At 66.4% G+C, this 26462-nt stretch carries 24 protein-coding genes; 15 read left to right on the forward strand and 9 right to left on the reverse strand.

Annotated features, from left to right (window positions below):
- Nucleotides 1-143 precede the first annotated feature (143 nt).
- The 11 genes from ACXJKM_RS01960 to ACXJKM_RS02010 all read left to right on the forward strand — a co-directional run bounded on the left by ACXJKM_RS01960 (nucleotide 144) and on the right by ACXJKM_RS02010 (nucleotide 14496).
- Nucleotides 144-2333, forward strand: a complete 2190-nt coding sequence (locus tag ACXJKM_RS01960; protein ID WP_457349900.1) for an ABC transporter substrate-binding protein — start codon at nucleotides 144-146, stop codon at nucleotides 2331-2333.
- Nucleotides 2333-3316: an ABC transporter permease gene (locus tag ACXJKM_RS01965; protein ID WP_457349902.1), complete on the forward strand. Its 984-nt coding sequence runs from the start codon at nucleotides 2333-2335 to the stop codon at nucleotides 3314-3316. Before ACXJKM_RS01960 ends, ACXJKM_RS01965 begins: the two co-directional genes overlap by 1 nt.
- Nucleotides 3313-4752: an ABC transporter permease gene (locus ACXJKM_RS01970; RefSeq protein ID WP_457349904.1), complete on the forward strand. Its 1440-nt coding sequence runs from the start codon at nucleotides 3313-3315 to the stop codon at nucleotides 4750-4752. Before ACXJKM_RS01965 ends, ACXJKM_RS01970 begins: the two co-directional genes overlap by 4 nt.
- Entirely contained in the window at nucleotides 4745-6592 is a 1848-nt protein-coding gene (locus tag ACXJKM_RS01975) for an ABC transporter ATP-binding protein (RefSeq protein WP_457349906.1), read from the forward strand. Before ACXJKM_RS01970 ends, ACXJKM_RS01975 begins: the two co-directional genes overlap by 8 nt.
- Before the next feature lie 224 nt (nucleotides 6593-6816).
- Entirely contained in the window at nucleotides 6817-9495 is a 2679-nt protein-coding gene (locus ACXJKM_RS01980) for a TonB-dependent receptor (protein ID WP_457349908.1), read from the forward strand.
- 67 nt (nucleotides 9496-9562) lie between these two features.
- Entirely contained in the window at nucleotides 9563-10264 is a 702-nt protein-coding gene (locus ACXJKM_RS01985) for a 2OG-Fe(II) oxygenase (protein WP_457324272.1), read from the forward strand.
- A gap of 425 nt (nucleotides 10265-10689) precedes the next feature.
- Nucleotides 10690-11331, forward strand: coding sequence for a hypothetical protein (locus ACXJKM_RS01990; protein ID WP_056197813.1), 642 nt, complete (start codon nucleotides 10690-10692; stop codon nucleotides 11329-11331).
- Nucleotides 11332-11410: 79 nt separating this feature from the next.
- Nucleotides 11411-12235: a MotA/TolQ/ExbB proton channel family protein gene (locus tag ACXJKM_RS01995; RefSeq protein WP_056197812.1), complete on the forward strand. Its 825-nt coding sequence runs from the start codon at nucleotides 11411-11413 to the stop codon at nucleotides 12233-12235.
- 38 nt (nucleotides 12236-12273) lie between these two features.
- Nucleotides 12274-12699: an ExbD/TolR family protein gene (locus ACXJKM_RS02000; protein WP_457349910.1), complete on the forward strand. Its 426-nt coding sequence runs from the start codon at nucleotides 12274-12276 to the stop codon at nucleotides 12697-12699.
- Between the two features lie 15 nt (nucleotides 12700-12714).
- Nucleotides 12715-13155: an ExbD/TolR family protein gene (locus ACXJKM_RS02005; protein ID WP_200955287.1), complete on the forward strand. Its 441-nt coding sequence runs from the start codon at nucleotides 12715-12717 to the stop codon at nucleotides 13153-13155.
- Nucleotides 13156-13236: 81 nt separating this feature from the next.
- On the forward strand, nucleotides 13237-14496 hold the full coding sequence (locus tag ACXJKM_RS02010; protein ID WP_157281626.1) for a hypothetical protein: 1260 nt from the start codon (nucleotides 13237-13239) through the stop codon (nucleotides 14494-14496).
- A 290-nt stretch (nucleotides 14497-14786) separates the two neighbouring features.
- Here the strand turns inward: ACXJKM_RS02010 and ACXJKM_RS02015 are convergent, their stop codons facing one another.
- The 7 genes from ACXJKM_RS02015 to ACXJKM_RS02045 all read right to left on the reverse strand — a co-directional run bounded on the left by ACXJKM_RS02015 (nucleotide 14787) and on the right by ACXJKM_RS02045 (nucleotide 19726).
- On the reverse strand, nucleotides 14787-15545 hold the full coding sequence (locus tag ACXJKM_RS02015) for a 3-hydroxyacyl-CoA dehydrogenase (RefSeq protein WP_056197804.1): 759 nt from the start codon (nucleotides 15543-15545) through the stop codon (nucleotides 14787-14789).
- 107 nt (nucleotides 15546-15652) lie between these two features.
- Entirely contained in the window at nucleotides 15653-16306 is a 654-nt protein-coding gene (gene adk, locus ACXJKM_RS02020) for an adenylate kinase (RefSeq protein ID WP_056197803.1), read from the reverse strand.
- 99 nt (nucleotides 16307-16405) lie between these two features.
- Nucleotides 16406-17143 carry a 3-deoxy-manno-octulosonate cytidylyltransferase gene (gene kdsB / locus ACXJKM_RS02025; protein ID WP_457349913.1) on the reverse strand — a complete coding sequence of 246 codons (738 nt, stop codon included), beginning with the start codon at nucleotides 17141-17143 and terminating at the stop codon, nucleotides 16406-16408.
- A 145-nt stretch (nucleotides 17144-17288) separates the two neighbouring features.
- Nucleotides 17289-17504, reverse strand: a complete 216-nt coding sequence (locus ACXJKM_RS02030; protein ID WP_056197799.1) for a Trm112 family protein — start codon at nucleotides 17502-17504, stop codon at nucleotides 17289-17291.
- Entirely contained in the window at nucleotides 17504-18547 is a 1044-nt protein-coding gene (gene lpxK / locus ACXJKM_RS02035; protein WP_457324277.1) for a tetraacyldisaccharide 4'-kinase, read from the reverse strand. The genes ACXJKM_RS02030 and lpxK overlap by 1 nt, the downstream gene beginning before the upstream one ends.
- Nucleotides 18513-18929: an ExbD/TolR family protein gene (locus tag ACXJKM_RS02040; protein ID WP_056197797.1), complete on the reverse strand. Its 417-nt coding sequence runs from the start codon at nucleotides 18927-18929 to the stop codon at nucleotides 18513-18515. The genes lpxK and ACXJKM_RS02040 overlap by 35 nt, the downstream gene beginning before the upstream one ends.
- 179 nt (nucleotides 18930-19108) lie before the next feature.
- Nucleotides 19109-19726, reverse strand: coding sequence for a MotA/TolQ/ExbB proton channel family protein (locus ACXJKM_RS02045; RefSeq protein ID WP_056197795.1), 618 nt, complete (start codon nucleotides 19724-19726; stop codon nucleotides 19109-19111).
- 371 nt (nucleotides 19727-20097) lie between these two features.
- Between ACXJKM_RS02045 and xseA the strand changes: the two genes are divergently transcribed.
- Together xseA and ACXJKM_RS02055 are read left to right on the forward strand one after the other, a co-directional pair.
- On the forward strand, nucleotides 20098-21399 hold the full coding sequence (gene xseA / locus ACXJKM_RS02050; protein ID WP_457349915.1) for an exodeoxyribonuclease VII large subunit: 1302 nt from the start codon (nucleotides 20098-20100) through the stop codon (nucleotides 21397-21399).
- A gap of 57 nt (nucleotides 21400-21456) precedes the next feature.
- Nucleotides 21457-22044: a superoxide dismutase gene (locus ACXJKM_RS02055; protein ID WP_056197793.1), complete on the forward strand. Its 588-nt coding sequence runs from the start codon at nucleotides 21457-21459 to the stop codon at nucleotides 22042-22044.
- A gap of 197 nt (nucleotides 22045-22241) precedes the next feature.
- Here the strand turns inward: ACXJKM_RS02055 and ACXJKM_RS02060 are convergent, their stop codons facing one another.
- The gene (locus ACXJKM_RS02060) at nucleotides 22242-23456 is read right to left on the reverse strand and encodes a polyhydroxyalkanoate depolymerase (RefSeq protein WP_057296435.1); all 1215 of its coding nucleotides are present in this window, start codon (nucleotides 23454-23456) and stop codon (nucleotides 22242-22244) included.
- 103 nt (nucleotides 23457-23559) lie between these two features.
- Here ACXJKM_RS02060 and ACXJKM_RS02065 point away from each other — a divergent pair, with 103 nt between their 5' ends.
- Nucleotides 23560-24297, forward strand: coding sequence for a glutathione S-transferase family protein (locus ACXJKM_RS02065; protein ID WP_457349917.1), 738 nt, complete (start codon nucleotides 23560-23562; stop codon nucleotides 24295-24297).
- Here ACXJKM_RS02065 and ACXJKM_RS02070 read toward each other — a convergent pair.
- A complete protein-coding gene (locus tag ACXJKM_RS02070; protein WP_457349919.1) occupies nucleotides 24294-24746 on the reverse strand; it encodes a cupin domain-containing protein in 453 nt (150 codons plus the stop codon). The genes ACXJKM_RS02065 and ACXJKM_RS02070 overlap by 4 nt on opposite strands.
- Nucleotides 24747-24855: 109 nt before the next feature.
- On the opposite strand from ACXJKM_RS02070, the gene ACXJKM_RS02075 reads away from it, so the two are divergent.
- A partial coding sequence (locus ACXJKM_RS02075) for a heavy metal translocating P-type ATPase (protein WP_457349920.1) occupies nucleotides 24856-26462 on the forward strand: 1607 nt, incomplete at its 3' end.

Here is a 26462-nt window from a genome sequence, read left to right on the forward strand (position 1 = left end):
CCGGGTTTTCCTCGCCGCTTTCTCGGGGGCGGGCAGCGTTGTATAGACGAGTGCCCGACTATGATTCCCGCTATCGCCTCGGCCTGCCGCCGGGGCGCTTGTCGTTTGAGGGTGTCGGCGTGGCGGGAGTTTTCGGTTGGGCGGTGAGAGCCTTGGGCGCGTTGGCGTTCGGCCTGCTGTCCGGCTGCAACAACAGCCCGCATCCTCTCGGCGCCGAGCGCGAGAACACGCTCTACATGGCCTTTGCCGAGCGCTCGCCGCGCTATCTGGATCCGACCTCGTCGTACACGGCCCCCGAAAGCACCTACACCTACGAGATCAGCGAGCCGCCCTACGGCTACCACCCGCTGAAGCGGCCCTACACGCTGATCCCACGCGCGGCCGCCGGACTGGCGCAGCCTTACTACCTCGATGCCAAGGGCCAGCGCCTGCCCGACGACGCGCCGGACGAGCAGATCGCCGAGGCGGTCTACGACATTCCCATCCGCCCGGGCCTGCAGTGGTCGCCCCACCCGGCCTTTGCGAAAGACGCCAAGGGCGGCTACCTCTACCACCACCTCACGCCCGGCGAGCTGGGTGACAAGCGCAGCCCCTTCGATTTCAAGCAGCTGGGCACGCGCGAGGTGGTCGCCGAGGATTTCGTCTATGCGCTCAAGCGCCACGCCAACCCGCGCATCGAGACCCCGGTCCAGGCCGTGTTCTCCGAGCACGTCCTGGGCCTGAAGGACTATGTTGCGCAGATAAAGCGCGAAAGCGCCAGCCAGCTGGCCGGCCAAGCCGAGAGCCTGGCGGACAAGCCCTTTCTCGACTTGCGCCGCTGGCCGCTCGCCGGGGCGCAGGCCGTGGGCGACCACCTGCTGCGCATCCGCCTCAAGGGCCGCTACCCGCAGTGGCGCTACTGGCTGGCCACCAACTTCACGGCCGCCATCCCCTGGGAGGTGGACGCCTTCTACGCCCAGCCCGGCATGGCCGCCAATTCGCTGACCTGGAATCAGTGGCCGGTGGGCAGCGGCCCCTTCATGATGACGGAGTACGTGCAGGACCGCCGCCATGTGATGAGCCGCAATCCCCACTACCGGCCCGACACCTACCCCTGCGACGGCAGCCCCGGCGACGCTGAGGCCGGGCGGCTGGCGGATTGCGGCAAGCGCGTGCCCTTCGTCGACAAGGTCGTGGCCATCAACGTGAAGGAGAAGGTGCCAATCAAGGAGCTGTTCAAGCAGGGCTATCTCGACCTGCCGGAGATGGACCGCGCCGACTGGGGCGTGAACCTCGCGGTCGACCGCGACGACTCCGACGAAGTACGGGCCTTCTTCGAGCAGCGTGGCTTCCAGCTGCCGATGGATGTCGACATCAGCAGTTGGTACCTCGGCTTCAACTGGCTGGACCCGGTCGTTGGCAAGGGCGACACACCCGAACAGCAGAAGCGCAACCGCGCGCTGCGCCAAGCCATCTCGATTGCCATCGACTGGGAGGAGGGCTATGGCCGCATCTTCCGCGACAAGGGTGGCGACGCGGCCCACGGCCCCATCCCGCCGGGTGTGTTCGGATCGAAGGAGGGCGAGCCCGGTGAGTTCAACCCGGTGACGCACACCCTCGTCAACGGCAAGCCCGTGCGCCGGCCGCTGCAAGACGCCCTCAAGCTGATGGCCGAAGCCGGCTACCCCGACGGCCGTGACGTGAAGACCGGCAAGCCGCTGGTGCTGAACTACGACTTCCAGCGCGTCATCACGCCCGAACTCAAGGCCGAGAACGACTGGATGGTGCGCCAGTTCGCCAAGCTCGGTATCCAGCTCGACATCCGCGCGACCGACTTCAACCAGTTCCAGGAAAAGATCCTCAAGGGCAAGCACCAGATCTTCTGGTGGGGCTGGTTCGCCGACTACCCCGACGCCGAGAACTTCCTCTTCCTGCTCTACGGCCCCAACAGCAAGAGCCTGCACGAGGGCGAGAACACGGCCAACTACGCCAACCCGGAGTTCGACCGCCTGTTCCGCAAGCTGCAGTCGCTGGAGGACGGGCCTGAAAAAGCGCGGGTCATGGCGCAGATGAACGACGTCGCCCGCCAGGACTCGCCATGGGCCTGGGGTTTCTGGAGCTACTCTGGCGTGGCTTTCCAGCGCTGGGTGCACAACGGCAAGCCGGGCGTCGTCGTGCGTGACCGCGCCCGCTACCTGCGCGTGGATGCGCAGGAGCGCACGCGCAGCATCGCCGAGTGGAATCGGCCGGTCTGGTGGCCGCTGCTGCTGCTGGCAGGCGGTGGGCTGGCTGTCTTCATCGCGACGCGTCGCGCCTGGCAGGCCCGCGAACAAGCCACCGAGAGGAAAGCCTGATGCTGGGCTTCATGCTGCGCCGCCTGGGCTATGGCCTGGCCATCCTCGTCGGTGTCAATCTCTTCACCTTCTTCCTGTTCTTCTCGGTCAACACGCCCGACGACATGGCACGGCTGAACATCGGCGGCAAGCGCGTCACGCAGGAGCAGATCGAGAAATGGAAGACCGAGCGCGGCTATGACAAGCCGCTGTACTTCGACGCCAGCAAGTCTGGGGCGGAGCGCGTCACGCACACCATCCTGTGGGACCGTTCCATCAGCCTGTTCGCACTGGACTTCGGCAAGAGCGATGCGCGCCAGGCCATCAACATCGGCCACGAGATCAAGGTGCGCATGGGCGTCAGCCTGCAGCTGGCACTGCCTCTGTTCATCCTGCAGGTCATCGTCAGCATCGCCTTCGCGCTGCTGCTGGTGTTCTTCCGGCACAGCAAGATCGACTTCTGGGGCGTGGTGCTGTGCGTGCTGATGCTGTCCATCAGCAGCCTGTTCTACATCATCGTCGGCCAGTTTCTGTTTGCGCGTGTGCTCAGGCTGGTACCGATGAACGGCTTCGCGCCGGGGCTGGATGCGGTCAGGTTCCTGGCCCTGCCCATCCTGCTGTCGCTGCTGTCGCGGCTGGGTGGCGAGGCGCGGCTGTACCGCGCGATGTTCCTGGAGGAGATGGGCAAGGACTATGTGCGCACCGCACGCGCCAAGGGCCTGAGCGAGGGCCGGGTGCTGAGCCGCCATGTGCTGCGCAATGCCCTCATTCCCATCATCACCAGCGCCGGCAGCTATCTGCCCTACGTTTTCCTTGGCAGCCTGGTGTTCGAGAGCTTCTTCGGCATACCGGGCCTGGGTGCCTTCGTCATCGAGGCCATCACGGGTCAGGATTTCGCCATCGTGCGTTCCATGGTCTTCCTCGGCGCGCTGCTCTACATCGCCAGCAATGCGTTGATCGACATCGCCTACACCTGGGTCGATCCGCGGGTGAGGCTGTCATGAAATTTGTGCTGCTCTGGACCGACATCGCGCTGTGGCTGGTGGCAGCGGCCGTCGTCGCTTACGCGTTGCGAGTGAGGCGCCAAGCCAATCTGCGTGCGACGTGGCGGCGCGTGCTGCGTGATCCGGTCGCCGCGTGTGCCGGCGTTGTCATGGCGCTCTTCCTGCTCCTCACGCTGGCTGACAGCATTCACCTTCGACACGCGCTGCTGTCGGGCCAAGGTGAGGCCGCCGTCTACGACACGCGCACGCTGTCGCTGCTCGACCTGGTCCTGCAGCGCCAGATCGGCATGCGTGAGGTCAGCTACTCATTGCCGCTGGGCACGCGTGGCTTCAACAAGGAAAGCGTCACCGACGCCCAGGGCCAAGTGAGCCGCGACTACCCGCGCCTGCAGTTCGGTGGCGCGCACCTGACCGACCCGGCGACGCAATGGTCGGCCGACGTTGTTGCGCGCGCTGGCCTGGGCCTGGCGGGCGGCCTGCTGGCCGTCGGAGTGTTGGTCGCGCTGACCGCCGCGGCCCTGGCCCGTCATCACGGTGGCTGGCGCCACGGGCTGGCCGATCTCGCTGCCGACCGCACCTACTACCCGCTGCGCGCGATGCTGATCACGCTGGCCGTCATCGCGCTGCTGGCCGGGCCCGTCATCGCGCTGATGCCGCACTACCACGTCTTCGGCACCGACCGCACCGGCAACGACGTGCTCGTGCAGGCCCTCAAGAGTGTGCGCACCGCCTTCGTCATCGGCGCGCTGTCCACGCTGGCCACGCTGCCCATCGCGCTGCTGCTCGGTGTGCTGGCCGGCTACTACAAGGGCTGGGTCGACGAGGCCATCCAGTACCTCTACACGATGCTGAGCTCGGTGCCCAATGTGCTGCTGATCGCCGCCTGCGTGCTGATGGTGCAGGTCTTCCTGGACAAGAACCCCGAGCTCTTCGAGACGGCCGCCGAGCGCTCGGACCTGAAGATGCTGATGCTCTGCCTCATCCTCGGCCTGACCGGCTGGGCCGGCCTGTGCCGCCTTGTGCGCGCCGAGACCTTGAAGCTGCGCGAGCTTGACTACGTGCAGGCGGCGACGGCCTTCGGCGTTGGCGACTTGGCGATCATGGCCCGCCACATCGTGCCCAACGTCATGCACCTGGTCCTGATCACGGTCGTGCTGAGCTTCTCCGAACTCATCCTGTACGAAGCCGTGCTGACCTATGTCGGCGTCGGCGTCGATCCGGTCATGAACAGCTTCGGCAGCATGATCAACCTGGCCCGCGCCGAGATGTCGCGCGACCCGGTGGTCTGGTGGAGTTTCGCGGCGGCCTTCGGTTTCATGGTTGGCCTGGTGTTGGCAGCCAATCTGTTTGCCGATGGCGTGCGCGACGCTTTCGATCCCAAGGCCCGCTCCACCCGGCCGCGCGTCTTCCAGCGCAAGGGGGGCGCCGATGCTTGAGATCGACGACCTGCGGGTCCAGTTGGATGCCGACGCGGGCCTCGTGCGTGCCATCGACGGCCTGCATCTCGCACTGACGCGCGGCGAGACCTTTGCGCTGGTCGGCGAGAGCGGCTGCGGCAAGAGCATGACGGCGCTGGCGTTGATGCGCTTGCTGCCCGAGAACGGCCGCATCGCCGGTGGTGCCGTGCGCCTGGGCGGGCAGGACCTGCTGGCGCTGCCCGAGAGCCGCATGCGCGAGGTGCGCGGCGGCCGGGTGTCGATGATCTTCCAGGAACCCTCGACCAGCCTGAACCCGGTCATGCGCGTGGGTGACCAGATCGTCGAGGCTATCGAAGCCCATACGCCGCTGCGCGGCACCGCGGCGCGTGCCAAGGCCATCGACTGGCTGGCCCGGGTTGGCATCCCCGAGCCGCAGCGGCGCATCGACGACTATCCTTTCCGCCTGTCGGGCGGCCAGAAGCAGCGCGTGATGATCGCCATCGCGCTGGCGGCCGAGCCGGAATACCTGATCGCCGACGAGCCGACGACGGCGCTGGACGTGACCATCCAGGCGCAGATCCTCGACCTGATCCGCGACCTGCAGCGCGAACGCCAGCTCGGCGTGCTGCTGATCACCCATGACCTGGCCGTCGTCAGCGGCATGGCCCACCGAGTGGCGCTGATGTATGCGGGCCAGATCATCGAGGTGGCGCCGGCCGCCGAGTTCTTCGCGGCGCCCAAGCACCCCTATGCCCGGTTGCTGCTGCAGGCTTTGCCCGGTGCTGCCCGGCGCGGCGAGCCGCTGGCGGCCATCGCCGGCATGGTGCCGCCGCTGTGGATGGGATTCGCCGGTTGCCGCTTTGCGCCGCGTTGCGACAAGGCCATGAGCCACTGCGCAACCACGGCACCGGCGCTGGCCGAAGAAGGCCCGCAGCACCAGGTGCGCTGCCTGCTCTACAGCCAGCCGGGCGAGGCCTTGCCGCGAGAGCCTGCGGTCGCCAGGGTGTTGATGGCAGCGGCGCCGGGGCAGGGCGAGCCGCTGCTGGACGTGCGCGACCTGCGCGTGCGCTTCGCGCTGAAGGCGCCGCTCTTTCACCGCGGCCCGCGTCATTTCGACGCGGTGGACGGCATCAGCTTCCAGCTGCATGCCGGCCGCACGCTGGCCCTGGTCGGCGAATCCGGTTGCGGCAAGACGACCTCGGGCAAGGCCATCGTGCAACTGCTGCGCCGACAGGCCAGCATCAGCGGCCAGGCTCTCTTCGAAGGCCAGGACCTGTTCAAGCTGGCCGGTCCGGCGCTGCAGCAGGCGCGGCGCCACATCCAGATCATCTTCCAGGACCCGTTCGCGTCGCTGAACCCGCGCATGCGCGTCGCCGACGTGCTGGAGGAGGGCTTGATCGCGCTGCGCCCCGACCTCGACGCCACCGCCCGCCGCGAGCGCCTGCACACCCTGGTCGACCAGGTCGGCCTGCGCCGCGACGCCCTGCAGCGCTGGCCCCATGAGTTCTCCGGCGGCCAGCGCCAGCGCATCGCCATCGCCCGCGCGCTGGCGGTCGAGCCCAGGCTTATCGTCTGCGACGAGCCGACGTCGGCGCTGGACGTCTCCGTGCAGGCCCAGATCCTCAATCTGCTGCGCGAACTGCAGCGCGAGCAGGGCCTAGCCTATCTCTTCATCACGCACAACATTGGCGTGGTCGAGTACATCGCTGATGAGGTCGCCGTGATGCAAGCGGGCCGCATCGTCGAGCGCGGAAGGTGTGATGAAGTACTCAGACAGCCAACTGCAAGCTTTACGCAAGTTTTACTGAAGGCGGTGCCCCGGTTGGTCTCGATCACGTCGCGCGTAGACAACGGCTAGGGTTTGACACTAGGCCTCGTAACTCCGAGAAACCGTTTCGTATCAATGGCTTACCGCCGATTGGCGCGGTCCTAGGTGCATGTACGGGGAGGGGGGCGATGCTGCGACCGCACAAACTTCCGGCACCCCAAATCTGAGCTGATCGCTCAGGCCAAGGATCGGCCCTACCCAGGGCCAGCACCGCCTCACCACAAAGGCGGGCATCCATCCATTCAGGAGTGTCAATGTTCAAAAAATCCATCATCACCAGCGCCGTCCTGGCCTTGGCCGCAACGAGCGCGCTGGCTCAGGACGCACAAAAGCTGGAACGCATCGAGATCACTGGCTCCAGCATCAAGCGCATCGACGCTGAAACGGCTGTGCCGCTGACCATCGTCACGCGCGAATCCATCGACAAGTCCGGCGCCTCGAATGTCCAGGAACTGGTCGACCGCCTCAGCTCGAACAACGGCGGTGGCCGCTCCCTCGGTGAGTCCATCGGCGACTCCGCCGCCACCGGCCAGACCGGCGCCTCGCTGCGCGGCCTGGGCCGCGAGCGCACCCTGGTGCTGCTGAATGGCCGCCGCCTGGCAATCTACCCTTTCGCCGGCGCCGGCGTTGACCTGAACGCCATCCCCCTGGCCGCCATCGAGCGCATCGAAATCCTGCGCGACGGCGCCTCGTCGACCTATGGCTCCGACGCCATCGGCGGCGTCATCAACTTCATCACCCGCAAGGATTTCCGCGGCGGTGAAGTGACGGCCGGCTACGAGCAACCCCAGGGCATCGGCGGCAAGATCGCCTCGGCACAGGGTGGCATCGGCTTTGGCGACCTGGCCAAGGACAAGTTCAACATCCTGGGCACCTTCAGCTTCCAGGAATACGACGTGATCCGCGCGGCGGACCGCGATTTCGCCGCGACCGGCAATCGTCCGGACATCGGCGTTGTCAAGTCTTCGGGCAACACCTTCCCGGCCAACGCCTACAACGCCACGACGGGTGCCTACATCCCCGGTGTCGCCAAGTTCCCGACCTGTGTGCTGCCGGACAGCTTCCCGGGCGGCGCCAACTGCCGCTACGACTACACCAGCAAGATCGACATCGTCCCCGCATCCACACGCATCGGCGGTCTGGTGCGCGGCACGGCCGAGCTGAGTTCCGATCACCAGCTGTTCGCCGAGCTGTCCTACTCCAAGAACGAGATCATTCTGGGCTCGTCGCAAACGCCTTCGAGCACCACGGGCCGCGACGACTACCTGTACCCGGCTGGCGGCAAGTACTACCCCACTGCTGCCGTGGACGCGTCCAGCAGCAAGGGCTATCGCGGTGACCTCGTCATCGCCTGGCGCATGGTGGACGGCGGCCAGCGCCTGACCAGCGTGACCAACAGCATGACCCGCGCCCTCGTGGGTGCTGAGGGCCAGCTCGCAGGCTGGGATTACAAGGTCGGCCTGATGAAGGCCACTTCCAAGGCCAGCGAAGACTTCCTGACTGGGAATTTCTCTGACACGCAACTGGTGCGCGTGCTCAAAACCGGCAACGTGAATCCCTTTGGCCCGAACGACGCGGTCGGTTTGGCCTTGCTGAAGGAAGCCGAACTGCACGGCAACAACCGCGCCTCCAAGACGACGTTGAATGCCTTCGACCTGTCCGCAACGCGCGAACTGTTCGCGATGGCCGGCGGTAACGCCGCCATCGCCGCGGGTCTGGACATCCGCAAGGAAGAGTATCTGGACGGCTACTCCGAAATCGCCGGCTCCGGCGACATCGTGGGTGGTTCGGGCAACGCCGGTAAGGTGCGTGGCGAACGCAAGACCACGGGCATCTACGCCGAGCTGAACCTGCCGGTCATCAAGAACTTGGAACTGAATGCTGCCGTTCGTGGCGACCGCTACAGCGGCGCCAAGGGTGAGTCGCGTGATGGTTCCTTCAGCTCGCCCAATCTGTCGTCCACCAGCCCCAAGTTCAGCCTGCGCTGGACGCCGATGAAGGAACTGCTGGTGCGTGCCTCGGTGGGCAAGGGCTTCCGCGCTCCCGCGCTGGACAACCTGTATGCACCTTCGGCCGGCACCAACACGGGCGGCAATTTCACCGATCCGTACTACAACACCCTCAAGGGCTGCGCGCAGTTCCCCGATCCCAACTACTGCGACACGCAGCTGACGGTGATCAACAACAGCAACCGCAACCTCAAGCCTGAGAAGTCCAAGACCGCCACGATCGGCATGGTCTTTGAGCCGATCAAGGATCTGTCGATGGAAGTGGGTTACTTCGACATCAAGATCACGGACGGCATCAAGGCACTCAGCGGCGACGACATCCTGAAGGACTGGTTCTCCCACCAGACCGGCGCTACGACCAGCACCTCGGTCTACTCCAGCCGTTTGGTCAAGAACGCCCAGGGCTATCTCGACCACGTCGAGGCTTCGCTGGAGAACGTCGGCCAGGCCAAGGTCTCGGGCTTCGACCTCTCGGCCAAGTACCGCATTCGCACCGCGATGGGCAGCCTCACACCGAGCTGGGAAGCGACTATCGTCACCAAGAGTAGCGAAACCAATGTCGTGACGGGTGATGTTGAAGACACCTTGGGCAAGTACCTGCGGGGTGGCCCGGTGGTGCGAGTCAAGCAAAACGTCAGCCTCGACTGGGATACCGACGCCTGGGCAGGCGGCGTTCGCTACTTCCGTCAAAGCGGCTATCGCGACTACGACGAGGTGCGTCACGTGCCCAAGTACGACCTGTGGAGCCTGCAGGGCCAATACAAGGGCGTGAAGAACCTGGTCCTTACAGCCGGCGTCTTGAACCTGCTCGACAAAAAGCCGCCGACGACGGTCCAGGAAGACTATTTCCAGGTCGGTTTCGACCCGACCTACGCCGACGTCAAGGGCCGCAGCTTCTACGTGCGCGCCAACTACAAGTTCTGATCCGCATCGATCGAACAGAATCCAGCAGGCCTTCGGGCCTGCTTTTTTATTGACGTTCAACCTTTCCATGGACTACATCAATCCGGCTCTCGACCTGAACCAGCTCACTGCACAGTTCGGCCGTGACCGCCGCCTACTGATCCGCGATTTCTTCAAACCGGATGTCGCCGATGCCTTGGCTCGCGCCGTCGAAGCTATCGACTGGAGCTTGTGCTATCGCGACGCTGAGGGCGACCGTCGGCTGACGGGCGAGCAACTGCGCGGGCTCGGTGAAAACCAGCGAAGCCATCTGAGCAACGGCATCATGGAAGTCGCCCGCCGCCAATTTCAGTTCTCCTTTTTTACTGAATCCCTCGCGGATGCAATGAATCGCGGCGAAACCGGGCTACTGGCACGTTTCATACGCTGGATGGCCGATGAGAACTTTCTGAACGTGATGCGCGACATCACCGGCGTGCGGGAGGTCAACCGCGTGTACGCCCAGGCGACGATGTATGCCCCGGGGAGCTTCCTGCTCGCCCACGACGATCACGTTGACGTCGAAGACCGACGCCTGGCCTATGTCATCAACCTGACGCGGCAATGGCGACCGGACTGGGGTGGTCTGCTGAACTTCAGCGAGCGCGACGGCACCGTCAGCGACAGCTTCTTCCCGCATTTCAATTCACTCTCGCTGTTTGCAGTGCCGCAAACCCACTTCGTCTCCTATGTGCCGCCGTTTGCCCAGGGCCAACGCAACGCCATCACCGGGTGGTTGATTGCTGCTTGAAAGGGTGGCCTCGCCTGAACCCTCCGGCTTTGTCCGCCTTTTGTGTCCAGATGCATGTAATCGCGCTGTTTCGCTTGCCCGGGTTAGCCCCAGGAAGTCGTGACAAAAGCGACGGCTAAGATGCCGGCATGGCCAGATTTGGCCGGTGGTGTAGTCTCTCGCTGCGCCTGGTTCGTGGCGATGAAACGCGTGCCCGACGGCTCTACTGCCACCGGGCGTTTTTTTTGCCTTGAACAGGTGTAAAGAGGCTTTACACACCGGCGGCACTGCGTGTTTTCGACGAGGCGGAATCGTTGCTTCCGCGATTTAGAATCCACGCCCTTCGGGAACCAGTTCACGGCAGGAGCGCAACTTTCGCCGTGGCGGTGGCCGCTTGTCCGAGAAGAGTCATTGACTGTGATTTGTAGTTGCAAGAAGGAGCGCGCATGAATTTTGCGCAGGAGAAGCAGGGCGCATCCCGGTTCACGGGCTTCGGCATCGTCGTCCTGATCCACGTCGTGGCCATCTACGCGCTGGCCAGCGGTCTGGCTCGCGATATCGTCAAGAAGGTCACCGGTCCCATCGACGTCAAGGTGATCGAAGAGAAGGTCAAACCGCCGCCGCCGCCAGAGAAGGTGGTGCCTCCGCCGCCGGATCTCAAGGCGCCGCCTCCGCCTTTCGTGCCGCCGCCCGAGTTCCAGGTGACCGCACCCGCGCCGCCGGCCCCGGCCATCGTTTCCACGCAGGTTCAACCGCCAGCCGCCGACATTCGCCCGGCGCCGCCGCCGGTGGTCGCTGCACCGCCTCCGCCTGCTCGCACTGGCCCCGTCAAGGCGGCCATGGTCTGCACCAAGATGGGCAAGCCTGAAATGCCGTCGGTCAACTGGAGCGGCGAAGCTCTGTACAAGGCTATCGCCACCGTGAAGGCAGGCCGTGTCACAGCCGTTGAAATCACCTCGCAGCGTGGTGGCGTGGATCGCAAGGCGCAGCGCGCCCTGATCCAGGCCATCGAAGCTACTCTGCGTGATACCTACGAATGCCCGGGCGATCACGTGTTCGAGCAGGAGTTCCAGTTCAAGATCGACTAAGAGACCTGCTTAGAACCCGGCGCCAGACCGGCGCTTTCAGAACCGCATCAAAACAGAATTTTTCCTAGGAGTTGACTCCATGATTTCTCGCATCACCGGCTTCCTTGCCGCCATCGCCATGGTCGCGACCCTGGCCGTTTCGCCTGCCCACGCGCAAGATCAGAAGCCGGCCGACGCCGCCTCGGCCGCCGTGGTTGACGCCGCCGCCGCTCCGGCTGCTGCCGCCTCCAAGCCGCAAGACAACCCCTATGGTCTGGCCAACATCGTTGCCCATGGCAACGTTGTCGACCAGGTCGTGCTGTTCATCCTGGCCATGATGTCCATGGGTTCCTGGTACATCCTGGTCGTGCGCCTGTGGGACACGAGCAAGCTGTCCTCCGAAGCCAAGGAAGTCCGCGCCACCTTCTTCAAGAAGGCCAGCCTGGCCGATGGCATCCGCAGCCTGAAGGAAGAAAGCGCCTTCCGCTACATCGCCACCACCGCCATCGAGGCTTCGGAGCACCATGAGGGCGCCCTGACCGAGAACATCGACCACAGCAGCTGGGTGACGATGAACGTCGACCGCGCCGTTGCCGACGTCAACACCAAGATCTCCGCCGGCCTGGGCTTCCTGGCGACCGTCGGCTCGACCGCTCCCTTCATCGGCCTGTTCGGTACGGTGTGGGGCATCCTGAACGCGCTGACCGCCATCGGTCTGGCTGGCCAGGCTTCCATCGACAAGGTCGCCGGCCCCGTGGGCGCCGCGCTGATCATGACCGCTATCGGTCTGGTCGTCGCCGTTCCGGCCGTGCTGGGCTACAACTGGCTGGTGAACCGCAACAAGGGTGTCATGAGCCAGGTTCGTTCCTTCGCCGGCGATCTGCACGGCGTGCTGATGGGCAACCGCTCGGTCGCCAAGCGCTAATTCATCCCTGAGCAGCCGCTCGTAAAGGAGCCAATGCCATGGGCATGAACGTCGGATCCTCTTCCGGCGATGACGAGGTGGTCTCGACCATCAACACCACGCCCCTCGTGGACGTGATGTTGGTGCTGTTGATCATCTTCCTCATCACCGTGCCGGTGGTGACGCAGTCGATCGCGGTGAATCTCCCCAAGGAGACCAACCAGATTCGCGTCACCAAACCGGAAAACATCGAAATCTCGGTCGCCAAGGACGGCGAAGTCTACTGGGGTACCAAGCTGATTCCCGACATGGAGGAGCTGGTGAAGCGCCTCGGCAAGGAATCGGTCAAGAACCCGCAGCCCGAGGTCCATATTCGCGGCGACGACAAGGCGCGCTACGAGTCGGTCGGTCGCGTGATCTTCGCCAGCCAGCGTGCCGGCATCATGAAGGTCAACTTCGTCACCGAGCCGCCGGCTCGCAACTGATCCCAGGAGTCAAACATGGGAATGAATGTCGGAAGTTCGTCGGGAGATGGTGACCCCGAAGTCATGATGGACGTCAACACGACGCCGCTGATTGACGTGATGCTGGTGCTGCTGGTGATGCTCATCATCACCATCCCCATCCAGCTGCATACGGTCAACCTGGACATGCCACCGCCGAGCACGACGCCGCCTCAGCAAGACCCGGTCGTGCACACCGTCATGATCGACTTCGACGGCACTGTCTACTGGGATGAAGCTGCGCTGGCGAACAGCAAGGACGCAGTCGACGCCAAGATGCAGGAAATCGGCGCGATGCCGATCAGCGATCAGCCTGAAATCCATATCAAGCCGAACAAGCTGGTGGACTACGGCGTCGTTGCGGCGGTAATGGCCTCGGCCCAGCGTAACAGCGTCAAGAAGATGGGCATGGTTGGTAACGAGCAATTCGTCAAGTGACGTCTGCGGGACCGCTGACCACGATACTGTGATGCGCGCTGCCCGAAAGGGCGGCGCGTTTTTGCTTTGCAGGAGAGCAAGTTGAAGACTCTGAAAACCATGGTGGCCGTCGCCGTTGGCGCCCTGGCCCTGACCCTGAACGGCGCGCCCGGCGCGGAGTTCGGCTTCAGCCAGGCGGCCGCCCAGGACAGCGTGCGCAAGGAAGTCGGCACGCCGCTGACCGAGGCCAGCAAGTTGGTCAAGGCCGGCAAGTACAAGGAAGCGCTGGGCAAGCTGCGCGATGCCGAAGCCGTGGGTGGCCGCACCGCCGGCGAAACCAATGCCATCGAAGGCGTGCGTTTCTCCGCCGCGATGGGCGCCAACGATCCCGACACGATGGCGCGCTCCTTTGACGTGCTCAAAGGCGCGGGCAAGCTGGGCCAGGCCCAGCAGCTGCAGTACATGGAGGCCATCGCCGGCACCTATCTGCGCAACCGCGACAACGGCAAGGCCCTGACCTGGGCGCAGCGCTACTTCAAGGAAGGCGGCAACAGCCCGACCATGAAGCAGGTGCAGCAGAACGCGCAGTTCCTGTCCGGCGACATGACATCGACCATCAAGGACACGCTGGACGAAATCGCTGCCGACGAGCGTGCCGGCCGTGCGCCACCCAAGGACAAGCTCAACCTGCTGCTGTTCGCGGCCCAGAAGAAGGGCGACGGCAACGCGGAATCCGTGGCGACCGAGAAGCTGCTGAACTTCTATCCGGATCCCAAACTGTGGGCCCAGATCCTGGGCGGCCTGCCGCAGAAGAAGAGCTTCGACAGCAGCCGCTACGCGCTGGATCTTTATCGCCTGCGCCTGGTCACGGGCAACATGTCGCGCGGTGCCGAGGACTACATGGAGATGGCCCAGCTGGCCGCTCAGGCCGGCTATCCGGAAGAGGGCAAGCAGGTCGTTGACAAGGGCATGGCCGCGGGCGTGCTGGGTCAGGGGGCCGAAGGCGCCCGCCACAAGCGCCTGGCCGACCTGATGGTCAAGAAAATTGGCGAAGCCAAGGCCGCTGCAGCGGCCAACGAGAAGGCTGCCGCGGATGCCAAGGACGGCAACGAGTTCGTCAAGCTGGGGCTGGCCAATGCCTTTGGCGGCAACGCCAAGAAGGGCATCGAGCAGATCGAACAAGGTATCGCCAAGGGCGATCTGAAGCGCCCCGAAGACGCCAAGCTCTACCTCGGCCTGGCCCACCAGCTGGCTGGCGAAAGCGCCAAGGCACAGGCGGCCTGGAAATCGGTCAAGGGCAATGAAGGCGCCGCTGACCTGGCGCGCCTGTGGGTCATCCAGTCGCGTTCAGCCAAGCGCTGATCGTTGGGGATCTCTAAATGAAAAGGGCCTGGTGCGAACAGGCCCTTTTTCATTCCGCTGCCCGTTCGATACTGGTATTCCGGGCCGAGCGCTGGGCCTGCCATGGGCCAGAGGCCCATGGCCTTCCGTAGGCACAAGCAGTCCGCAGGGACTGCTTGTGTCCGACTCCAGTTCACCGAGCCGGCCCGCTTGGCGATGTGCTTGCGGCTCGATGCCGCAAGCATCGCCGTCCCCTCGGGGAACCGGCTGGGCGCGCCCGCGTGCAGCAGGGCGAGACAGGACGAGGGGCGTTATTTCGGTGCCAGGCGGATCGCGCCGTCCAGGCGGATGACCTCGCCGTTCAGCATGTCGTTGGTGACGATCTGGTGCACGAGCTTGGCGTAGTCCTCGGGCTTGCCCAGGCGGCTCGGGAAGGGGACGCTCGCGGCCAGCGCGTCCTGCACCTCCTGGGGCATGCCGAACAGCATCGGCGTGCCGAAAATACCTGGGGCGATGGTCATGTTGCGGATGCCGTTGCGGGCCAGGTCGCGGGCGATGGGCAGCGTCATGCCGACCACACCGCCCTTGGACGCCGAATAGGCCGCCTGGCCGATCTGGCCGTCATAGGCCGCGACCGACGCCGTCGAGATCAGCACGCCGCGCTCTCCAGTCGGTTCTGGCTCGTTCCTGGCCATGGCCTCGGCGGCCAGGCGGATCATGTTGAAGCTGCCGATCAGGTTGACCGTGATGGTCTTGCTGAAGGCCGCCAGCGGGTGGGCACCGTCCTTGCCGACTGTCTTGATGGCCGGCGCGATGCCGGCGCAGTTGACGAGGCCGACCAGCTTGCCCAGGCCCGTGGCTGCAGCGACGGCAGCCTGGCCATCAGCCTCCTGGCTGACGTCGCATTTGACGAAGAGGCCACCGAGCTCGGCGGCCACGGCCTGGCCACGTTCGGCCTGCAGATCGGCGATGACGACCTTGGCACCGTGGGCCGCCAGCATGCGGGCCGTGCCTTCACCGAGGCCCGAGGCGCCGCCGGTGACGATGAACACCTTGCCTGCAATTTCCATGATGAGGATCTCCTGGGTATGGGGAACGGTTGACGTAAACGTCAATTGTGGACGACAAAAAAGCCGCGGGGCATGCGCGCCGCGGCTTGTTCTTGGGGTGAGAACGCTCAGGCCAGCGCGGCCAGGGCCTTCTTCATGATGTCGTCGACCGAACCGACGCCTTCGATGCGGCGGTACTTGGGTGCATTGGCATCGCCCGTGGCGGCCCACTGCGAGTAGTAGTCGACCAGAGGCCGGGTCTGGGCCGAATAGACATCCAGGCGCTTCTTGACCGTCTCTTCCTTGTCGTCCTCCCGCTGGACCAGCGGCTCGCCGGTCTCGTCGTCCTTGCCTTCGACCTTGGGTGGATTGAACTTGACGTGATAGGTGCGGCCTGAGGCCACATGCACGCGGCGGCCGCTCATGCGTTCGATGATGGCGTCGAAGGGCACGTCGATCTCGAGCACGTAATCCAGCTTGACGCCGGCAGCCTTCATTGCATCGGCCTGAGGGATGGTGCGCGGGAAGCCGTCGAAGAGGAAACCCTTGGCGCAGTCGTCCTGGGCGATGCGCTCCTTGACGAGGCCGATGATGATGTCGTCGCTGACGAGGGCGCCCGAATCCATGACGGCCTTGGCGGCCAGGCCCATTTGTGTGCCGGCCTTGATAGCGGCGCGCAGCATGTCACCGGTGGAGATCTGCGGAATGCCGAATTGCTTGCAGATGAAGGCAGCTTGGGTGCCTTTGCCGGCGCCTGGCGCGCCCAGAAGGATCAATCGCATGGGTCTCCTCGTCTCGTCAGGACTGTGAAAAAGTCCTGCATAAATCAGCGGTCAAGTATCGCATGCGGCCTTATCTGAGCCTGACGCCGCAGACCCGCGTCAACCCTCGATGAGACGCCTCACGCGCTCCAGATCCTCGGGCGTGTCCACGCCGGGGCCGGGCCGCTCGTCGCTCACGTGCACGGCAATGCGCTCGCCGTGCCAGAGCACGCGCAACTGCTCCAGCGACTCGATCTGCTCCAGGGGGCTGACGGCCAGCGTGGGGAAGCGACGCAGGAAGCCGGCGCGGTAGGCATACAGGCCGACATGGCGCAGCGCGCCGTTGGGCTGGCCGCCGCCGTCGCGCCACCAGGCGATGGGCGCGCGTGAGAAATACAGCGCACGGCCGGCCTTGTCGGTGACCAGCTTGACGACATTCGGGTTCGCGAACTCAGAAGGATCGGTCAGCGCATGCGCGACGGTGGCCATCACGCAGTCGGCCTGGGCGGCCAGCATCAGTGCGCAGGCGTCGATCATGGCCGGTGCGATCAGCGGTTCGTCACCTTGCACGTTGACGACAACGGCGTCGTCAGCCAGCCCGAGCTGCTCGACGGCTTCGGCGAGACGGTCACTACCGGACGGATGGTCGGCCCGCGTCATCAGCGCGCGCACACCGTGGGTGGCGCAGGCGGCCGCGACTTCGGGCGCATCGGTCGCCACGACGATCTGGCTGGCACCGGACTCGGCGGCACGCCGGGCAACGCGCACGATCATCGGCAGGCCGGCGATGTCGGCCAGCGGCTTGTTCGGCAGCCGCGTCGATGCCAGGCGCGCGGGGATGATGACGGTGAAGGTCATTGGTGCACCCTTCGGCCTGCGGCCTTGCCTGGCCGACAGCGCGGCCAGGCGTTCGCCAGGCATGGGATGCCCACAGGGCATCCCATGTCCGGGCTCACTCCCGCCAAGCGGGAGCGAGCTTGCTTGGGGCGGCCCGGCGCGGCGCTCACGGTGCCAGCACGACCGGTGGCGCGGGGGCGTCCGGGTCCCAGGCCTTGGCCTCGCTCTCCAGCATCAGCGGGATGCCGTCGCGAACGGGGAAGGCCAGGCGGTCGGCGCGGCAGGCCAGGGCCGGCAATTCCAGTCCGGCACCTTCACGCAGCAGCGTCAGCGGCCCCTTGCACAGGGGGCAGACCAGCATTTCGATGAGGCGTTGATCCATCAGGCGAGAGCGAAGAGTTTTTGCAGTTGGGTGTCCAGCGCGGCCTCGAAGCCGGCACCGGGCGAGAAGTCTAGCGCCACGACCCAGACGGGCAGGGCGCCGACGCGCTCGGGCGGCAGCTTCACGGCGTCTTTCTCGGTCAGCAGTACGGCGGCCGCGTCGGGGGGCCAAGGCAGGCTCGCGAAGTCGGCGTGGTCGGGCAGGGCCAGGCTGTCAAAGCGCAATCCAAGCGCTGCCAGCATGTCGAAGAAGCGCTGCGGCCTTGCCACGCCGGCAACGGCAAGCAGCCCCGGCCGCTCGCGCAAGGCCAGCAGCGTGTCCATCTGCGCCGGTTTGCCGGCCCACCAGTCGGCCAGCGTCACCGCGCCAGCCAGGCGGCGCCCGGCGACGAAGCCGGGCAGGGCGGTGCTCGGCTGCGGCGCGTTGTAGACGACGAGCTCGTCAGCCGCCAGCGCCGCAGGCGGCTGGCGCAAGGGGCCCGCGGGCAGCAGGCGGCCATTGCCCAGGCCGCGCTCATCGAACACCAGCAGGCTCAAGGCACGCGGCAGCCGCCAATGCTGCAGGCCGTCGTCGCTGACCAGCAGCTGCAGCCCGGGCTCGGCAGCCAACAAGGCGCGCGCCGCGGCGACGCGGTCGCGGCCGACCGCCACCGGCACGCCGCTGCGCAGATGGATGAGCAGGGGCTCGTCCCCGACTTCACGGGCCGTCGATACACCAGTGACGAGACGCACGCCGTCACTCTCGCGCCCGTAGCCACGCGAGACGACGCCAGCGCGCAGGCCGCGCGTGCGCAACATCGCCAGCAGGGCCAGCGTCGTCGGCGTCTTGCCGGCACCGCCGACGATCCAGTTGCCGACGACGATGACGGGCACAGGCAGCGTTTCGACGCGCTTGAAACCGATGGCATAGGCCAACCGGCGCAGCGCCAGCAGCGTGCGGTAGAGCCAGCTCAGCGGCAGCAGGGCGACCGACAGCGGCCCGCCGATCAGCCACTCTTGCTGGAGGCGGTCAGCGAGCGTCGGTTTGGGCAGCGAAGGTGACACGCGTCAGGCCGACGCGGCGCGCGGCGTCCATCACGTTGATGACGGCCTGGTGAGGCGTGGCGGCGTCGGCCGAGATGATCAGCGACGCGTCGGCGTTGCCGCCGGAGGCCTGGCGCAGCGCGGCGATCAGGATGTCCACGGAGCGGCCTTCCACCGGCTGGCGGTTGATGACGAAGCGGCCATCGGCGGCGATGCCGACGATGACCTCCTGCGGCCGGTCCTTGAGCTTCTCCGCATCGGCCGAGGGCAGGGTGATCTGCAGCTCGGTGAACTTGGAGTAGGTCGTTGACAGCATCAGGAAGATCAGGATCACCAACAGCACGTCGATGAACGGGATGAGGTTGATCTCCGGCGGCTCGCGGTGTGGGGAGCGGAATCTCATGATGTCAGTTCATCCGTTGTGTGCAGCGCCTCACGCCGCGGACCGGCGCCGGGCCGCCCCTAGCCGGCCCGCAGGCGATGTGCTTGCGGCTCAATGCCGCAAGCATCGCCGTCCCCTCGGGGGACCGGTTGGGCGCGCCCGCGTTCAGCGGGGCGAGACCAGAGGAGGGGCAGTCCATTTCAGGCCGTGTAGCGGCGCAGCTGGCCCAGCAAGCGGTCTGCCGCCGCTTCGAGCTCGAGCACGTACTCCTCGATGCGGCCGCGGAAGTAGCGGTAGAACATCAGCGAGGGGATGGCGATCATCAGGCCGAAGGCCGTGTTGTAGAGGGCGATGGAGATGCCGTGCGCCAGCTGCGCGGGGTTGCCGCCGCCGGGTGTCTGGCTGCCAAAGATCTCGATCATGCCGACCACGGTGCCCATCAGCCCCAGCAGCGGCGCGGCCGTGGCGATGGTGCCCAGGGTGTTCATGTAGCGCTCGAGCTGGTGCACGGCGCGTCGGCCGGCAAATTCGAACACCAGGCGCAGCTTGCCCTCGGGCATCTGCGGCTCGGCAGTCACGGCGCGCAGGCCGGAAGCCAGCACCTCGCCGAGCAGCGAGTTTTCGGCCAGGCGGTCGACCATGTCGGGCGCGGGCAGTTGCTGGGCGCTGACGTTCATGACGTCCTCCAGCAGCCGCGGCGGCAGGATGCGGCTGGCGCGCAGGCTGGACAGCCTTTCGATGATCAGGGCCAGGGCCACCACGGAGCACAGGAGCAAGGGCCAGATCGGCCAACCGGCGGCTTGTATGATCGAAAACAAGGGCGTCCCCGTCGATGAAAAGGCCAGCAGGCCGGTCACAAAAACGGCCGCTGACGGCCGGATGAGTGCGCGGGATTATGGCCCCAGCCTTGCACGCCTCGGCCGATCTCCGCCACTGCGAAAGCGTTCTCACAATCCACCGTTACTGTGGATAACTTTGTGGGCAACGCAGCGGCGCTGGCCTGCAGAGGCCGTCAAATCAAGGCCTTGGACAAGTTGCCTCAAGTTTGAGCAGTGGAATTCGAATTGAAAAACAAGGCCTTATGTGCTCATGACAGCTCTGTGACGGGCGAAATGAGCCGAAATTGCCCGCCAGCCCAGTATTGGCGCGGCTGTGGACTTCCCGGCCCGCGCCGGCATTGGGTTTGCGCGTGATTGAGCCCCGCGAAGCCGCTTCAAATCGTCGTGTCTGGGGCGTGGCTGGTTTGCTGGAGGCGGTGAGCCAGAGCCTGGCTGAACGCTTCTCGGTCGTCGCCGTTGGCGGCGAGATCACTGGCTTCACGCGCGCCGCCAGCGGCCACTGCTATTTCGGATTGAAGGACGCCGACGGCCAGGCCGCCAGCCTGCGCTGCGCGATGTTCCGCCGCGCTGCGGCCATGCTGGACTTTGCGCCGGCCGAAGGCGTGCTGGTCGAGGTGCGTGGCCGCGTCGCCGTCTACGAGCCGCGCGGCGAGCTGCAGTTCGTCGTCGAGGCCATGCGCCGTGCCGGTGCCGGCACGCTGTACGAGCAGTTCCTCGCGCTGCGAGCGCGGCTGACGGCCGAGGGCCTGTTCGATGCCGACACCAAGCGCGCGCTGCCCACCCACCCGCGCCGCATCGGCGTCATCACGTCGGCGGCCGGTGCGGCCCTGCACGATGTGCTGACGGCGCTGGCGCGGCGAGCGCCCCAGGTCGAGGTGCTGGTCTACCCGAGCCCGGTGCAGGGCGTCGAAGCGCCGCCGGCGCTGGTCGAAGCGCTGAGGCGCGCCAACGAGCGGGCCGAGGTCGACGTGCTGCTGCTGGTGCGCGGCGGCGGCTCGCTGGAGGATCTTTGGGCCTTCAATGACGAACGCGTCGTCCGCGCGGTGGCCAATTCGGCCCTGCCCATCGTCTGCGGCGTCGGCCACGAGACCGACGTGACACTGTGTGACCTGGCCGCAGACCTGCGCGCGCCCACGCCCACGGCCGCCGCCGAGCTGGCGGCGCCGTCGCGCGCCAGCCTGCTGCAGCACCTCGGTGCGCTGGAGCGCAGCCTGACCCTGCGCATCGACCATCGCCTGCAGACCCTCGCCCAGCGCCTGGATCGACTCGCGCTGCGCCTGTCCCGCCCCAGTGACGTGCTGGCCCGGCAACGGCGCCTGCTGGATCTGCTGGCCCAGCGTGCCGGCGCGGCGCCGCGCCGGCGCGTCGAGTTGCAGGGCCAGCGGCTGACCCACCTGGAGCAGCGCCATGAACGCGCGCACCACGAGATCCTGGCGCGTCAGCACACTCGGCTGGACGCGCTGCAGGCCCGCCTGCAGGCCCTGGACCCGCAGCATGTGCTGGCGCGCGGCTACGCCTGGCTGGACGACGGCGCCGGCGGCGCGGTGACGTCCGTGCATGCCTTGCTGCCCGGCGCCGAGGTGCGCGCGGTGCTGGCCGACGGCAGCCTCGACTTGCGCGTTCTGGGGGTACAGCCTTCGCCGCAGGGGTGATTGGCTCTCCCTACAATCTTTGCGTTTCCCTTCCCCCCAACACCTGAGGACTCCACGATGGAACACACGCTGCCCCCGCTGCCTTACCCGATCGACTCGCTGGCCCCGCACTACAGCAAGGAAACGCTGGAGTTCCACCACGGCAAGCACCACAACGCTTACGTCGTGAACCTCAACAACCTGCAAAAGGGCACCGAGTACGAAGCCCTGACGCTGGAAGAGATCATCAAGAAGGCACCGAACCCGGGCCCGATCTACAACAACGCCGCCCAGATCTGGAACCACACCTTCTTCTGGAACTGCATGAAGCCGCAAGGTGGCGGCGAGCCCAGCAGCGCGCTGGCCGACGCCATCAACGCCAAGTGGGGCAGCTATGCCGCCTTCAAGGAAGCCTTCGTCAAGAGCGCCGTTGGCAACTTCGGCTCGGGCTGGACGTGGCTGGTGAAGAAGGCCGACGGCTCTGTCGACATCGTCAACACCGGCGCCGCCGGCACGCCGCTGACCGGCGCTGACAAGGCGCTGCTGACCGTCGACGTGTGGGAACACGCCTACTACATCGACTACCGCAACCTGCGCCCCAAGTTCGTCGAGACCTTCCTGAGCAATCTCGTGAACTGGCAGTTCGCTGAAGCCAACTTCGCCTGAGCGATTCGCCCCGAACAAAGGCCGGCCGATGCCGGCCTTTTTCGTTGGTTCGGCCTTTCGGGCCGAGCGCTGGGCCGCTCCCGAGCCGGCCCGCGTTGGCGATGTGCTCTCGGCTCGATGCCGAGAGCATCGCCGTCCCCTCGGGGGACCGACCAGATGCGCTCGCGTTCAGCGACGCGCAACTGGGCGAGGGGCGCCTATTGCGACACCTGAATGACGTGCCGCACCAGCGGATAGACCTGGTGCTGCCAGCGCCGCCCGCTGAACACGCCGTAGTGGCCGACGTTGGGCTGGATGTAGTGGGTGCGCATATAGGCGCGCAGGCTGCTGGCGAGGTCCTGGGCGGCCAGCGTCTGGCCGACAGCGCAGATGTCGTCGCGCTCACCCTCCACGGTCAGCAAAGCGGTGCGGCGGATGGCCGCCGGGTTCACACGCCGGCCCCTGAAGAACATCTCGCCGCGTGGCAGGTCGTAGGTCTGGAAGACGCGCTCCACTGTTTCCAGGTAGAAGTCGGCCGCGAGGTCGGCCACGGCCAGGTATTCCTCGTAGAACACGCGCGTGACCTCGGCCTTGTCGAACTCGTCGGCGACGAGGTGCTTGTAGTAGTCCTTGAAGGCGTTGGTGTGCCTGTCCTTGTTCATGCTCATGAAGGCCGACAGCTGCACGAAGCCCGGGTAGACGCGCCGCCCCGCGCCCGCGTGCTGCCAGGGCACATGGCTGATCAGGTTCTTCTTGAACCACGAGATGGGCTTGCTGGTGGCGAGTTCGTTGACGGCGGTGGGGCTGACCCGGCAGTCGATCGGGCCGGCCATCAGCGTCAGGCTGGCTGGCGTGGCGGGGTGGTCGTCCTCGGCCATCAGCGCCACGGCTGCCAGTGCGCTGACGCAGGGCTGGCAGACGGCCACCACATGAGCCTGCGGGCCGATGGCGGCCAGGAAGTCGATCAGGTGGCCGGTGTATTCGTCCAGCCCGAAGCGGCCGGCCGCCAGCGGCACGTCGCGCACGTTGTGCCAATCGGTGATGTAGACGTCATGGTCCTGCAGCAGCGTGCGCACGGTCTCGCGCAGCAGCGTGGCGAAGTGGCCCGACATCGGCGCCACCACCATCACTTTGGGTTGCTCAGGCGCGCCTTCCTTGCGAAAGCGCAGCAGCGTCGCAAAGGGCGTGGTCAGCGTGGCTTCTTCGGTGACAGGCCAGCGCTCGTCGCCGCTGACGATCTCACCAATGCGCCAGGGCGGGCGGGTGTGGGTGATCTGAGCCAGCTCGAAGACCTTGCCTGCCGCCGACCACTGGCGCGCAGGCAGCCAGCTGGCGTCAGCAATGCCGGGCTGCTGCAGGAAGGGAATCGACATGCGCGTGGCCATGCGCAGCGGCCACAGCAGATCGGTATGGGCCTGGTAGGCGGGGTACATGGTTGCTCCTGCAAGGCCGGTGATGCCAGGAGCGACGCAAGGAGCGCGCCAGCATGGCATGGGCCTTGCGTCGATGGGGTGCCCAGACCGAGAAGGAGACGCCATGCCCGTTGCCACGCCGACCCGCCCCGCCGCCAAGGCGGCGAAAACCGCTCCAGCGCCGGCGCGCAAATCCAAGGCCGCGACACCGGCGGCCACGCTGACGCTGAGCAGCAAGAACTACTCCTCGTGGTCGCTGCGCGGCTGGCTGCTGACGCGCTTCGCCGGCCTGGCCTTCGATGAGATCATGGTCTCGCCTGACGATGAGGATGCGCGCAAGGAACTGCTGCTGCTGGCGCCGTCCATCCGCGTGCCCTGCCTGCGGCATGACGGCGTGACGGTCTGGAACAACATGGCCATTGCCGAGTATCTGAACGAGCTTTTCCCCAAAGCCGGCCTGTGGCCCGCGGACCGCGTCGCGCGGGCCCATGCGCGGGCCATCTGCGGCGAGATGAACTCCGGCTTTGCCAATTTGCGCGCGTCGCTGCCCATGAACCTCAAGGGCCACTTTCCGCGCCACAAGATCTGGGCCGGGGCCAAGCCCGACATTGAGCGCATCACCGAGATCTGGACCGACTGCCTGGCGCGCTACGGCGGCCCCTATCTGTTTGGTGCCAAGCGCGGTGCGGCCGACGCCTTCTTTGCGCCGGTCGTCACGCGCTTCATGACCTATGACGTGCCGCTGAACCCGGCTTGCATGGCCTATTGCAAGGCCATCAGCGCCATGCCGGAGCTCAAGGAGTGGACGGCCGCGGCCCGGCTGGAGCCGGACGAGATCGAGCAGCTCGACATGGATTTCTAGGGCCAGGTCGAAGGCGCCGGCACTTCACAAGGCGCCGGCGCGTCCACCGTCTTGAAGTCCGCCGGCGAGACGATCTCCAGGTACTCCATGTCCGGCGAGTAGTCGAACAGGTAATGCACGATGCCGGGGCGCTGGTGCACGCAGTCGCCGGCCTCGACGAGCGTCACCTGGTCGCCGTACATGAACTTGGCCCAGCCCTTGGTCATCAGCACGATCTGGAACTCCGCCTCATGGCGGTGCCATCCCGTGCCCTTTTGAGGGGCCATGTTCGCCTTCACAAGGTGCGCGATGACCTTGCCCGCCGTGGCCTCGGCCACGCCCAGGTCGCGGTAGAGGAAGAAATCTCTCAGGCCGTCGGGGCGCCAGGGCGTGTCCCCGGGCTTGACATGGGAGAACTGTGTGGCGGACGCGTCGTTGGCGGCGTCCACGGGTATCGACAGATCCGACATGAGTGACCTCCTGAAGTGCTGCAGGCGGTGGAGCACACGCAATATGTGTTCCCGCAAAAGCTTGACCCAGGTCATGGGGGCGGCGGGGCGGGCCATCTAGATTGGCGGCGTGAGTGCACCCCCTCCCGGCTTGTGTGCGGCTGATGCCGACGCCCGCCTCCTCGCCCCCTTCACGACCTGGCCCGATGGCCCGGGCGGTGTGGCGCTGTCGCAGTTCCAGGTGGCGGGCATGCATTGCGCGGCCTGCTCGGGGTTGATCGAAGCGGCGCTGCTGACGCTGCCGGGCGTGCGCGGTGCCAGCGTCAATCCGGCGTCGGCCCGGCTGGCCTTGCAGTGGTTGCCTTCACAGCTCACGCTCGCCGACGTGCTGGCCGCGCTGCAGGTGGCGGGCTACCGGGCCACGCCCGACGTCGCAGCGCCGGCGCGCGAGCTGCGCAGGCAGGAAAGGCGCCAGGCCCTGTGGCGGCTCTTTGTCGCCGCCTTCCTGATGATGCAGGTCATGATGATGGCGACGCCGGCCTATGTCGCCGCCCCGGGTGAGCTCAGCGCCGACCTGGACCGTCTGCTGCGCTGGGCCAGCTGGGTGTTGACGCTGCCTGTCATGGTCTTTTCGGCCGCCCCCTTCATGGTTGGCGCCTGGCGGCAGCTCAGGGCAGGGCGGCTGGGCATGGATGTGCCGGTGGCGCTGGGCATCGCCGTCACCTTCGTGGCCAGCACCGGCGCCTTGTTCGACCCCGGCGGGCCTTTGGGCCACGAGGTCTACTTCGATTCGCTGACGATGTTCGTCGCGCTGCTGCTGCTGGCGCGCTGGTTCGAACTGGGGGCGCGGCATCGTGCGGCGGATGCGCTGGAAGCGGTCGCCGGCGCGTTGCCAACGGCGGCCGAGCGGCTGCGCGAGGACGGAAGCAGTGAACGCGTCGCGCCCGAGGCGCTGCGCGTGGGTGATCGCATCCGCGTCGTGGCCGGCGAGGCCTTCGCGGCCGACGGCCGTGTGCTGTCCGGCCAGGGCTGGGCCAACGAGGCCCTGCTGACGGGCGAATCCGCGCCGGTCGCCAAGACGGTGGGCGATGCGGTCGTGGCGGGCAGCATCAACCTCGACGGCTCGCTCATCGTCAGCGTGCTGCGCGTGGGTGCAGACACGACGGCGCAGGGCATCGTGCGACTGATGCAGCAGGCGCAGAGCCAGCGGCCTTTTGTCAACGGCGTGCTGGACCGTGTCGCTGCGGGCTTCACGGCGGTCGTGCTGCTGCTGGCGCTGCTGGCGGGCGTCGGCTGGTGGTGGCTGGATCCTTCACGCGCCATCGCAGTGGCCGTGGCCGTGCTGATCGTCACCTGCCCATGCGCGCTGACCCTGGCCGCGCCTGCGGCCTGGCTCGCGGCCAGCGGCGCGCTGGCTCGGCGCGGGTTGCTGCTGACGGACCTGGCGGCGCTGGAACGGCTGTGCGCCATCGACACCGTCGTCTTCGACAAGACCGGCACGCTCAGCGAGGACCGGCTGCAGCTGCGTCGCCACTGGGCCCAGGGCGCCGATGCCGACGCGCTGCTGAACGTCGCCCGCAGCCTGGCCGGGCTGTCGCGCCACCCGGTGGCGCAGGCGCTGGCCGACGGAAGTGCCGGCAGCTGGGCGGACGTGCGCGAAGTCGCCGGCCGCGGCGTGGAGGCGCGCGACGCGACCGGCCGGGTCTGGCGCCTGGGTGCGCCGGCCTGGGTCAGCGC

This window comes from Roseateles sp. P5_D6 (genome assembly GCF_054049415.1).

What these genes read in the sequence shown, in the direction of transcription:
- ACXJKM_RS02060 (WP_057296435.1), bottom strand. Translation starts at nt 23,456, where the DNA reads ATGTACCCCGCCTACCAGGCCCATACCGATCTGCTGTGGCCGCTGCGC.
- ACXJKM_RS02030 (WP_056197799.1), bottom strand. Translation starts at nt 17,504, where the DNA reads ATGGATCAACGCCTCATCGAAATGCTGGTCTGCCCCCTGTGCAAGGGG.
- adk (WP_056197803.1), bottom strand. Translation starts at nt 16,306, where the DNA reads ATGCGATTGATCCTTCTGGGCGCGCCAGGCGCCGGCAAAGGCACCCAA.
- ACXJKM_RS02055 (WP_056197793.1), top strand. Translation starts at nt 21,457, where the DNA reads ATGGAACACACGCTGCCCCCGCTGCCTTACCCGATCGACTCGCTGGCC.
- ACXJKM_RS02015 (WP_056197804.1), bottom strand. Translation starts at nt 15,545, where the DNA reads ATGGAAATTGCAGGCAAGGTGTTCATCGTCACCGGCGGCGCCTCGGGC.
- ACXJKM_RS02040 (WP_056197797.1), bottom strand. Translation starts at nt 18,929, where the DNA reads ATGAGATTCCGCTCCCCACACCGCGAGCCGCCGGAGATCAACCTCATC.
- ACXJKM_RS01995 (WP_056197812.1), top strand. Translation starts at nt 11,411, where the DNA reads ATGATTTCTCGCATCACCGGCTTCCTTGCCGCCATCGCCATGGTCGCG.
- ACXJKM_RS01975 (WP_457349906.1), top strand. Translation starts at nt 4,745, where the DNA reads ATGCTTGAGATCGACGACCTGCGGGTCCAGTTGGATGCCGACGCGGGC.
- ACXJKM_RS01980 (WP_457349908.1), top strand. Translation starts at nt 6,817, where the DNA reads ATGTTCAAAAAATCCATCATCACCAGCGCCGTCCTGGCCTTGGCCGCA.
- ACXJKM_RS01970 (WP_457349904.1), top strand. Translation starts at nt 3,313, where the DNA reads ATGAAATTTGTGCTGCTCTGGACCGACATCGCGCTGTGGCTGGTGGCA.
- ACXJKM_RS01990 (WP_056197813.1), top strand. Translation starts at nt 10,690, where the DNA reads ATGAATTTTGCGCAGGAGAAGCAGGGCGCATCCCGGTTCACGGGCTTC.
- ACXJKM_RS01985 (WP_457324272.1), top strand. Translation starts at nt 9,563, where the DNA reads ATGGACTACATCAATCCGGCTCTCGACCTGAACCAGCTCACTGCACAG.
- ACXJKM_RS02005 (WP_200955287.1), top strand. Translation starts at nt 12,715, where the DNA reads ATGGGAATGAATGTCGGAAGTTCGTCGGGAGATGGTGACCCCGAAGTC.
- ACXJKM_RS01965 (WP_457349902.1), top strand. Translation starts at nt 2,333, where the DNA reads ATGCTGGGCTTCATGCTGCGCCGCCTGGGCTATGGCCTGGCCATCCTC.
- ACXJKM_RS02070 (WP_457349919.1), bottom strand. Translation starts at nt 24,746, where the DNA reads ATGTCGGATCTGTCGATACCCGTGGACGCCGCCAACGACGCGTCCGCC.
- ACXJKM_RS02065 (WP_457349917.1), top strand. Translation starts at nt 23,560, where the DNA reads ATGCCCGTTGCCACGCCGACCCGCCCCGCCGCCAAGGCGGCGAAAACC.
- ACXJKM_RS02000 (WP_457349910.1), top strand. Translation starts at nt 12,274, where the DNA reads ATGGGCATGAACGTCGGATCCTCTTCCGGCGATGACGAGGTGGTCTCG.
- kdsB (WP_457349913.1), bottom strand. Translation starts at nt 17,143, where the DNA reads ATGACCTTCACCGTCATCATCCCCGCGCGCCTGGCATCGACGCGGCTG.